Origin of the sequence: Mesorhizobium sp. Cs1321R2N1, from assembly GCF_037179725.1 — a bacterium.
GTDB classification, from domain to species: Bacteria; Pseudomonadota; Alphaproteobacteria; order Rhizobiales; family Rhizobiaceae; genus Mesorhizobium; species Mesorhizobium salmacidum.
The window spans coordinates 1-10,204 of the sequence record NZ_JAPYKP010000180.1 but is presented as its reverse complement, the minus strand read 5'-3'; the positions used below and the strand labels follow the sequence as shown (position 1 = coordinate 10,204).

Annotated in this window: 9 protein-coding genes; 4 read left to right on the top strand and 5 right to left on the bottom strand. The window is 62.3% G+C overall.

Annotated elements, in window-relative coordinates; genetic code table 11:
* The first annotated feature begins 118 nt into the window (after positions 1-118).
* From O7A61_RS28775 to dprA, 3 genes are read left to right on the top strand one after another with little or no spacing between them, the layout of a single operon-like run.
* Positions 119-1,405 (top strand): dihydroorotase, encoded by a 1,287-nt coding sequence (locus tag O7A61_RS28775; protein ID WP_337132645.1) that lies wholly within the window; start codon positions 119-121, stop codon positions 1,403-1,405.
* A 54-nt stretch (positions 1,406-1,459) separates the two neighbouring features.
* On the top strand, positions 1,460-2,047 hold the full coding sequence (plsY, locus tag O7A61_RS28770; RefSeq protein WP_337132644.1) for a glycerol-3-phosphate 1-O-acyltransferase PlsY: 588 nt from the start codon (positions 1,460-1,462) through the stop codon (positions 2,045-2,047).
* Positions 2,044-3,177 carry a DNA-processing protein DprA gene (gene dprA, locus O7A61_RS28765; protein ID WP_027142582.1) on the top strand — a complete coding sequence of 378 codons (1,134 nt, stop codon included), beginning with the start codon at positions 2,044-2,046 and terminating at the stop codon, positions 3,175-3,177. Before plsY ends, dprA begins: the two co-directional genes overlap by 4 nt.
* A 6-nt stretch (positions 3,178-3,183) precedes the next feature.
* Here the strand turns inward: dprA and O7A61_RS28760 are convergent, their stop codons facing one another.
* The 5 genes from O7A61_RS28760 to O7A61_RS28740 all read right to left on the bottom strand — a co-directional run bounded on the left by O7A61_RS28760 (position 3,184) and on the right by O7A61_RS28740 (position 9,361).
* On the bottom strand, positions 3,184-3,396 hold the full coding sequence (locus O7A61_RS28760; protein ID WP_027142581.1) for a hypothetical protein: 213 nt from the start codon (positions 3,394-3,396) through the stop codon (positions 3,184-3,186).
* Positions 3,396-4,196: a trehalose-phosphatase gene (gene otsB, locus O7A61_RS28755; protein ID WP_337132643.1), complete on the bottom strand. Its 801-nt coding sequence runs from the start codon at positions 4,194-4,196 to the stop codon at positions 3,396-3,398. Before otsB ends, O7A61_RS28760 begins: the two co-directional genes overlap by 1 nt.
* Positions 4,196-5,986, bottom strand: a complete 1,791-nt coding sequence (locus O7A61_RS28750) for an alpha,alpha-trehalose-phosphate synthase (UDP-forming) (RefSeq protein WP_337132642.1) — start codon at positions 5,984-5,986, stop codon at positions 4,196-4,198. Before O7A61_RS28750 ends, otsB begins: the two co-directional genes overlap by 1 nt.
* 106 nt (positions 5,987-6,092) lie before the next feature.
* The gene (locus tag O7A61_RS28745) at positions 6,093-8,255 is read right to left on the bottom strand and encodes an amylo-alpha-1,6-glucosidase (protein ID WP_027142579.1); all 2,163 of its coding nucleotides are present in this window, start codon (positions 8,253-8,255) and stop codon (positions 6,093-6,095) included.
* Between the two features lie 44 nt (positions 8,256-8,299).
* Positions 8,300-9,361: a glycosyltransferase family 4 protein gene (locus O7A61_RS28740; protein ID WP_337132641.1), complete on the bottom strand. Its 1,062-nt coding sequence runs from the start codon at positions 9,359-9,361 to the stop codon at positions 8,300-8,302.
* A gap of 178 nt (positions 9,362-9,539) precedes the next feature.
* Here O7A61_RS28740 and O7A61_RS28735 point away from each other — a divergent pair, with 178 nt between their 5' ends.
* Positions 9,540-10,025 (top strand): hypothetical protein, encoded by a 486-nt coding sequence (locus O7A61_RS28735; protein WP_337132639.1) that lies wholly within the window; start codon positions 9,540-9,542, stop codon positions 10,023-10,025.
* Positions 10,026-10,204 lie beyond the last annotated feature (179 nt).

Below are 10,204 nucleotides of genomic sequence, written 5' to 3'. Positions count from 1 at the left end.
CGCCGCAGGTCTCATGCGGGCCCTCGAAGGGCGAGCACCACAGGCGGTCGTTACGGTGGCGCGGGACCAACGCCCAATCAGCTCTTAAACTGATTCAACGCAATCGTGAGGTTGCCTGATGAGCATCACGGTCTTTGAACGTGCCCGCATCGTCGACCCTTCGCGCGGCATCGACGAAGTCGGCTCGGTCATAATCGATGGCAAGAAAATCGTTGCCGCTGGCAAGGCGGCGCTGAACCAGGGCGTCCCCGGCGGCGCTACGGCAATCGACTGCGCGGGCAAAGCGATCATGCCAGGTTTGATCGATGGCCGCGTCTTCATCGGAGAGCCGGGCGGCGAGCATCGCGAAACCATCGCTTCGGCGAGTGTCGCCGCGGCCGCGGGCGGGGTGACGTCGATCGTCATGATGCCCGATACCGACCCGGTGATCGACAATGTGGCGCTGGTCGAATTCGTGCTGCGCACCGCCAGGGATACGGCCGTCGTCAACATCTTTCCGGCCGCCGCCATCACCAAGGGCCTCCACGGGCGCGAGATGACGGAGTTCGGCCTGCTGCGCGAGGCGGGTGCGGTTGCCTTCACCGATGGGCGGCATACCATATCGAGCGCGCTGGTGATGCGCCGCGCGCTGACCTACGCGCGCGATTTCGGCGCCACCATCGTCCATGAAACGCAGGATGCCGACCTTGGGTCCTCGGGCGTCATGAATGAAGGCCTGTACGCCAGTTGGCTTGGCCTTTCCGGCATTCCGCGTGAAGCCGAATCCATCCCGCTCGAGCGTGATCTTGCGCTGGCGCGGCTAACGCGCGGTTCGTACCATGCGGCAAAGATCTCGACGGCAATGGCGGCAAGCGCCGTGGCGCGGGCGAAAGCTGACGGCGCGGCCGTGACATCGGGCGTATCGATCCACAATCTGTCGCTCAATGAAAACGACGTCGGCGAGTACCGCACCTTCTTCCGCCTGACGCCGCCGCTGCGCGCCGAGGAAGACCGGCTGGCTGTGATCGAGGCGGTGAAGGACGGAACAATCGATGCCATCGTCTCTTCGCATGATCCGCAGGATGTCGACACCAAGCGGCTGCCCTTCGCTGACGCCGCTGCCGGCGCCATCGGCCTCGAAACCCTGCTTGGGGCGGCCTTGCGGCTCTACCACAACGGGGACGTGCCTTTGCTCAGGCTGATCGAAACCTTGTCCACCGCGCCGGCGAGGCTGTTTGGATTGCCCGGCGGCACACTGAAGCCGGGCGCGGTAGCCGATCTCGCGCTCGTCGATCTCGATGAACCCTGGATCGTCAGCGAAAGCGGCATCCGCTCGCGCTCGAAAAACACCTGCTTCGAAGGCGCACGACTGCAAGGCAAGGTCTTGCAAACGCTGGTGGCGGGCCGCACAGTATTTTCTGCCTGAGCCGGCGGCAACCATGCCACATCGAGCATGGTTGTGGACAATGCGGGGGAAACAATGACTTACGGCCTGATCCTGGCGTTGGTGTTCGGTTATCTGCTGGGCTCAATTCCGTTTGGCCTGCTGCTCACCCGCGCGGCCGGCCTTGGTGACGTACGCAAGATCGGCTCCGGCAACATCGGCGCCACCAATGTGCTGCGCACCGGCAACAAGGGCCTCGCCGCCGCGACCTTGCTGCTCGATGCGCTGAAAGGCACGGCCGCCGTGCTGATAGCAGGCCATTTCGCGCCTGAGACGGCGGTCTGGGCTGGCTTTGGCGCCTTTCTGGGCCACCTGTTTCCGGCATGGCTGAGGTTTAAAGGGGGCAAGGGCGTCGCGACCTATCTCGGTGTGCTGGTCGGCCTTGCCTGGCAGGTGGCGTTGATCTTCGCCATTGTCTGGCTGGTGATGGCTTTTCTGTTCCGCTTCTCCTCGCTGGCAGCGCTGGCTGCGGCCGTCGTCGTCCCGATCGCCTTGTATTTCATGAGCACACCGTGGATTGCAGTGCTGTTCGTGGTGATGAGCATCATTGTCTTCATCAAACACCGGGAAAACATTTCGCGGCTGATTGCCGGCACCGAAGGCAAGATCGGAGCCAAGGGGTGAGCGAACCGGCCGCCGGGCCGCGTCTCACCGATCGCCAGCGACTGAGCTGGCTGCGGCTGATCCGCACCCAGAATGTCGGCCCGGCCTCTTTTCGCGACCTGATCAACCGCTTCGGTTCGGCCGAGGTCGCGTTGGAAATGCTGCCGGAACTGATGATTTCCGGTGGCGCCAACCGGATCGTGCGCATCCCTTCCGTTGCCGAAACCGAGGCCGAGATGGAGGCCGCGAGGCGGATCGGTGCACGCTTTGTCGGCATCGGCGAGGCAGACTATCCGCCGCTGCTGCGCAGCATGGACAATCCGCCGCCGCTGCTGGCGGTCAAGGGTAACGCCGCGGTGTTCCGATTGCCGGGGGTTGCGATTGTCGGTGCCCGCAACGCGTCGCTTGCCGGCATCAAGATGGCGCGCATGCTGGCAGCCGATCTCGCAAGAGAGGGCTACGGCATCATTTCCGGCCTGGCGCGCGGCATCGATACAGCGGCGCATCAGGGCAGTCTCTTGACCGGTACGGTCGGAGTGCTCGCCGGCGGCCTCGACCTGCCCTACCCGCCCGAAAATACCGGCCTGTGCGATGACATTGCCGAGCGCGGCGCCATCATCTCGGAAATGCCGTTCGGCTGGCAGCCGCGTGCCCAGGATTTCCCGCGCCGTAACCGTCTTGTTGCTGGTGCTGCCCTTGGACTGGTGGTGGTCGAGGCAGCGCAGCGCTCAGGCTCGCTGATCAGCGCCAGGCTTGCCGGCGAGATGGGCCGACTGGTCTTTGCGGTCCCCGGCTCCCCACTCGATCCGCGCGCAGCCGGTACCAACGGCCTGCTCAAGGACGGCGCCACGCTGGTCACCGAAGCTTCGGACATCTCCAGGGCGATCCTTCCGCTGACCGGCATGCGAGCGCCTGAGGTGCCGCCGTTTGAAGACCCGCCCGATTTTTCGGCAACACCGCCACCAGGCGAGAGCGACCGCGCCAAGGTGATCGAGGCGCTGGGGCCGACACCGGTGCCCGTCGACGAAATCATCCGCCACACCGGCCTGCACCCGGCCCAGGTCTTCATGGTGCTGCTGGAACTCGACCTCGCCGGCCGCCTCGAGCGCCACGCGGGTGGCAATGTTTCGCTGGTTTTCGGGGAAGGCTGACCGCCCTCAGTGACGGTTGGTCTTTTTATCCTCGGTCTCGACGTAATCCTGCGTGTTGTCGCCAAAGAGATCCTTTTGGACAAACTGGCGCCAGACCTCGTCCGCGTCCTGCGGGCGCGACGGATCGAAACCCGGCTCGCTCTCGTGCTCGTTCGGGAGCGACCGCCGGCGTAGCCAAGCAGGCATGATCTCCAGGATGAGACTGGTAAATTGGGTCATCACCGACTCCTTCGGTTCAAGGGATGGACCAGACCGGTCGATCCATCCAAGTTGCGCTGGCTCACCGCACCCAGCCAAGCCAAGGCCTCGCCAACGCCGGCAAGCACATGGCGCGCCGCCGTCGGTCCGCTCGGTTTGATGCGGATCGAAATGCCGTCCATCTCATTCACGGCCTCAAAACCATTCTCGTCGGATGTGTCGTCGCCCAGAAACACCGGCCGCCTCCCCTCGAAAGCCGGCAGATCCAAAAAGCGCCTGATTGCCGCTCCCTTCGCCGCCTCCAACGGCATCAATTCAACGCCGGCATTGCCAGCCAGCACCCGATACCCTACGGGCAACCTGTCCAGCGCCTGCTCGACCAGTTGCGTCGCGCGCTGCAACAATTGCGGTGCCGCGCGTGTGTGGATTGCCAGGATCGGACCCTTGCGCTCGATATAGACGTCCGCACTGCCCAGCTCCGCTTCGATTTCCTCGGCAAGCGCCGCAATGTCGGCCGGCTCTCCCGCCGCCTCGACCGGACCATCACGCGTGAGCCTGTGTTCAAGGCCGTAAAGCCCGGCGGCGCGCAATCTGAGGGGCCGGAAAAGATGATCGACCGCGGCGATCGACCGTCCCGTGATGAACGCCAGAGCTCCGTCCAATTGCAACTCGAGCGCCGCCAACAGCGTCCGCAACTCATCGCCGACAACCACCGCATCTGGATGCGCGGCATGTTCGAGAAGCGTGCCATCGATATCGAGGAAAAGGCACCACGCATCCTGCGGGACGTTGGGTTCGGTCAAGTTTGACAATGTCGACATCACAGCGCTGCCACGCGCTTGCGGTCGAGCAGCGATATCACATTGCCAGAAGAACCGGGACCAGGAGAACCGGGGGCGCCGTTGACGGCGCGATCGACCGCATCGCGTTTGCGCAGGCGCGCCGCATCGAACAGCATGCTGCCAGCCCATCGATAGACATTGTTTTCGCGTACGACCTCGCGCATGCGTCGCATGCGCTGACTTTGCTCTTCCGGTGACATGGTCAAGGCTTGCAGCAGGGCGTCGCCCATCATCGCCGCGTCATAGGGATTGACGATCAACGCCTCCAGCAGCTCCTTCGACGCGCCGGCAAACATGCTGAGCAGCAGCACGCCCTGTTCGTCCTCGCGCGCCGCGACAAACTCCTTTGCAACCAGGTTCATGCCGTCGTGAAGGCTGGTGACCATGCAGACGTCGGCGGCCCGGTAAATCTCGTAGACCTGTGTTTGCGAGTGATGTTCGGTCACCAGCACCACCGGGGTATAGCCTTCACGACCATGGCGCTGGTTGATATCCTCGGCATGGCGCAGACATTCCTCGTACAATTGTTGATAGGCAGGCAAGGTGCCGCGGCTTGGCGCTGCGACCTGCAGGAACGCCACCTTGCCGATCCATTCCGGATGCAGTGTGAGCAACTCATCGAGTGCGTTGAGGCGGTCCAGGATGCCCTTGGTATAGTCGAGGCGTTCGACGCCCACGCACAGCCTGACGTTTTCGGCAAAGCCGAATTTATCGCGGATAAGCCGGCGACATTCTGCAACGGCAGGCAGTTTGCTCAGACGCGGCGGCTCCCATTCGATTGAAATCGGATAGGCGTGAACTAGGCTGATCTGACCGCCATAGGAGATGGCGGAATCCTCACGCTCGATCCTGCTCTCCAGGAAGCGGTCGACGCTATCGATGAAGTTGTTGCAATGGAACTGGGTGTGAAAGCCGACGATTGAACTGCCCAGCAATCCTTCGAGAATCTTCTCGCGCCATGGGCAGATGCTGAACACCTCTGAATTCGGCCACGGAATGTGCCAGAAGGTGATGATGATCGCTTCCGGCAGGCGCTCCCGGATCATCCGCGGCAACAGCGCGAAATGGTAGTCCTGGACCAGCACGATGGGCCGCTCGTTACGTGCCTCCGCGACGACGGTATCGGCGAATTTACGGTTGACCGCCTCATAGGCCTCCCAGTCGGAGGCGCGGAATATCGGCCGGGTGAAGGCTATGTGGCACAGCGGCCAGAGCCCTTCATTGGCAAAGCCCAGGTAATAGCCTTGCAGTTCTTCCTCGCTCAGCCAGACGCGGCGCAACGTATAGGAAGGATTTTCAGGCGGCACCTCAACGCGGTCATTTTCGTCGACGACAAGCGGATCGGCCGAACCGCCACCATAGGCGATCCATGTGCCGGCGCAGGCGCGCGTAATCGGCTCCAGCGCGGAGACCAGCCCGCTGGCGGGCACGACCAGTTGGATTTCGTCGCCGCTGCGGTTGTGGATGTAGGGTTCGCGGTTTGAAACCACGATCACCTGCGCATCGGGAAGTTCCTTCGCCAAAATGTGACGCAACGTTTCCGGCGACCACTGGACGAGCGCGGCGGTCGCGGATTGCCCGTTCTTCTCGAATTCCGGCAACGGACCGCGAATGGGTTCTGCTTCAGACCTGGCGAGCTTCGCGCTTCTGGCCCGATTTCCTCGCGATATTACCACCACAAGCGCGACGCATAAGATACCGACAATTGCGAGAATGAAGAGCCACATTGTAGCCGAAGGGACGACCAGATACCAACTGTTGTCGGGCATTTCGAATTGACTACCTTTCAATGGGACGCGGCAAATCCACCGACAGGATCTCCGGCATCCATGACGTGGTGACCCAACGTTCCGCACTCATGATGGTTCCGATTTTTCAACTCCTGACCACCAGAGGCACCAGTCCCTCGTGCGCATCCGCAAGGAAGGCGCCGACACGATCTCCCACGCGCTGGAACGTCAGATCCACCGCCACATGTCCGACCGAGAGATGGCGAATGACGAGATTGTCGATACCGATCGGCAAGCGCGGCTGGGTCACGTGAATTTCGTTCGTCCGACCGTCAATCTGAAGGCCGAGGCAGGCCTGCATGAGCATGAAGGCGGAGCCTGCGGACCAGGCCTGCGGCAGGCAAGCCACCGGATAGGCAATCGGCGCTTCGCCGGCCGCGCGCGTGAACCCGCAAAACAGTTCGGGCAGCCGCATGTTGAAGTGAACCGCGGATTCGAAGGTCCCACTCATCAACCGCACCACGTTGTCGCGGATGCCGTAGCGCGCCAGTCCGGCGGCGCAGATCGCGGTGTCGTGCGGCCAGATGGAGCCGTTGTGATAGGACATCGGGTTGAAGAAGATAGCGTCGTCCGCCAGCGTTCTCAGCCCCCAGCCGGAATGGAACGAAGCCGATAGCAGTTGGTCGGCGACAATGCGTGCGCGATCCGGATTGGGAAGGCCGACATAGAGCAGGTGGCCTGCATTGGACGTGCGCACCTTGCAGGGTTGGCCATCGCCATCGATCGCCAGCGCATAATAGCCAAGGTCTTCGATCCAGAAATGGCGTTCGACATGTTGGCGAATCGCGTCGGCGCGCAGTTCCCAATTTTCCGACCGCTCCTCTTCGCCGCGCAGCCGTGCAAGCTTTGCTAATCCCTGGAACGCCGCAAAGACGTAACCCTGGACCTCGACCAGCGCGATCGGTCCTTTCGGAATGCGGCCATCGGCATGGAAGACGGAATCGAAACTGTCCTTCCATCCCTGGTTGGCAAGACCGGATTCCGCGGCGCGCTGGTAGGTAAGGAACCCGGTCGAACGGCTCGCGGTCTCGATCCACTCGGCGGCGGCGCACAGAGATGGCCACAGGCTATCGATGAATTCCGTGTCTCCCGTGCGGTCCGCATAGGCGCAGGCGAGATGGATGTAGAGCGGCGTCGTGTCGACGCCGCCATAATAGCGGCCGAACGGCAACTCACTCAGCGCCACCATCTCGCCCTTGCGGGTCTCGTGCATGATCTTGCCGGGCTCGGAATCGCTGAAGGGTGAGGTCTCGGTCGCCTGGTGCTGGGCGAGAAACGCAAGAACGCCACGGGCGAGGCCGGGATTTAGCCAAAGCATCTGCAGAGCGGAAATCACGCCGTCCCGGCCGAAGGCGGTGGAGAACCACGGAATGCCGGCATAGGGGTAAGGCCCCGTCGCCAGTTCCGTCGTCAGCAACGCCACATCGGCGCGGGCCCGCTCCATCCAGTCATTGAAGACGCGGCCCGAACTGTGGAGCGTCGCCCCATGCCGGCGCTTGGCGCGCATGCCGAAACGGGCGCGGGCGGCGGCGGCCCGGAACCGGTCACTTTGCGGGCGGGCGTCTGTCTTGCTCCCCACCTCCACGTAAAGCGTCTGGCGGCTGCGCTTGGTGACGGCAATGAAGAAATCCGCCCGCTCGGAGGTCAGTTGATCGGGCGGCTGTGAAAACGAGATCGCCGATGTCCGCTCCACTTCGTCCAGACCTTCGTAGCGAAGCACGACCGAACTCTGGTCGATCTCAGCCGTGTGCGCGGTGCCGCGCTTGGAACGGGTCGAACCCCGGACTTCGAACATGTCGCGAAAATCGACGCCAAAGCGCAGCGACACCAGGACCGTCGAATGCTCCCGGCTATAGTTGGAGAGCGTGATGCGTTCATACAGCCTTTCCTCCCACAGAAGCCTGACCCGCTCGATATGGATCGCGCCCTGCGGAATCTGGCGGCCCGCGGCGCTCTCGATCGGCAGATTGGTCAGGTTGCTGGTGAACAGGACGTTGTCCTGACTAAGCGATGCGCCAAGCAACGACAGCGACCGCCCGCCAACGGTCAGGCGAAATTCGGAGAGCATGCGCGTGTCGTCACGGAAGAAGCCGTCGCCAGCGCCGCGTATGTCGCCATAGGCATCGGCGACGGCAAAGCAATCGCTATGCTTGAGGGCGTAAAGCCGATGCGGTTCCCTGGGAGCGGTTTCGTCCAGGGAAGCCAGTGCTATTGCAGGGTCGAGCTTGCGCTCGTCGAGTTGGGTAATGGTCAAGAAGATTGTCCCGTGCTGATTTCTGGACGGGTGAAGGTTTACGAGGCTCTGCTCTGCTCGTGGCGGTCGCTCAGCAGCGAATAGGCCGCGACATAATCCCTGGCCATTCTGACGGCGGAAAACCGCCTTTCGAAGGCCGTTCTTATTCGTCGCCTGTCGAGTTGCAGGAGAGCCGGCATCGAGGCGACGGCATCTTCGATGGTTTCGACGACAAAGCCGGTGACCCCATGATCGATGATCTCGGGCATGGCCCCGCAACTCCAGGCCATGACCGGGGTTCCGCAGGCCATGGCCTCGATCACCGCAAGCCCGAAGGGTTCTGGCCAATCGATGGGAAACAGCAAAGCGGCCGCATTGCCCAGAAACCTGCTCTTCTGATCCTCGCCGATCTCGCCGACATACTCGACCTGGTCGCCATCGATCAGCGGCTGCACGACTTCCTCGAAATAGGCGCGGTCGCCATCGCCGACCTTGGCGGCGAGCTTCAGTTTCAGGCCGGTGCGGCGGGCGATCTCGATCGCCCGGTCCGGCCGCTTGTCACGCGACATTCTGCCGAGAAATGCAAGATAGGTCCCATCGGAGCCTGCCTCGAAATCGGGCTCGTAAAGCTCGAGCGGCAGCCCATGATGGATTGTCGCCAGCCAATTCGCGGATGCGAACCGCGCCCGCTGGCTGCGGGATATGGAAATCATGGGAAACCGAGGAAACCGGTCATAGGCTTGCGCGAGGTCCGCGTAATCCAGCCTGCCATGCGGGGTCGTCACCGTGCGTTGCGGCATATCGCGGAAAAACGGAAAATGCAGGAAATGGCTGAGATGGAAATGAATGACGTCAAACTCTTCGGCCCGGTTCCTCACCTCGTCGAGCATCGACAGATGCGCGGCGATCTCGGACTTCAGCGGGCGGGGATCGAGACGAAGCGCCCTTTCGCGGCATGGCACCAGTTTGGCGGAGGTCTTTGTGTCGCCGCTGGCGAACAATGTCACCTCGTGGCCGAGATCGACGAGAGCTTCGGTAAGATATGAGATGATACGCTCGGTACCCCCGTAGAGCCTTGGTGGCACCGATTCGTAAAGTGGTGCGACATGCGCAATCTTCATGTCCCGGCGTCCCTCAATGAGCTGGTCATAGAGCCAAAATGCATCAGGGCCGGGATCGTTCCTGATTCTTTGGAAGATGCATGGAATGATTGATCCGTCCCCTGTCTGACTCGACCAGCCGCCCTATTTCCTGTCGGTAATGCCGACCTTGCGCTTACGGCAGCCGAAGGAGGTCCAGATGCAGGAACCCAGGGATATCGCAGCCCGGCGTCTGAGCATGATCGTAGAACAATATGTCGAGGCCAGAAAACGGCACTTTGGCTTTGTGTCGACGGACCAGGCCGCCCGAGTGATCCGCAGGACCCTGAAACCCGATCCTTCGGAGCCAGCGCTCTCCGATCGCCACCTCGACGACATGGTCGCCGCCCTCGCCGTGAAGAACGGCCTGGCGGTCATCTTCGACCGGGGCGTGCGGGGACCGGCCGACGGCGCCGAGGCCGACTTGAACAGAAAGGAACCGATTATGCGAGCACCGACGGAGACTCCGGATGTCGCCGGCGCGGTGGACGCTATCCTGAGCGATCGCACCGTCCAGCTTACGATGAGCGCGGTGATCTCGTTGCTGCGCGAACGTACCGGCACCAAACGATCCGACGCGGATCTGGAAGGACTGATTGCCAAGAAAGCCGCCGTTTTGGAGGTGCATTTGTCATCAGGCGTCTGAGCGGTCGTTGCGCGTACGGATTCACGGGCAAACCAAAAGCTGGCATGTCATCTGCCCTTCCCGAGAGATGGGTGACAGTTCATTCCGGATAGATGGGTTACACTTTCGGCCCTTTGCAAGGAGAGCAAGGTGCCTTGGAAGGAGTGTAACGTCATGGATGAGCGGCTGAAGTTCATCGC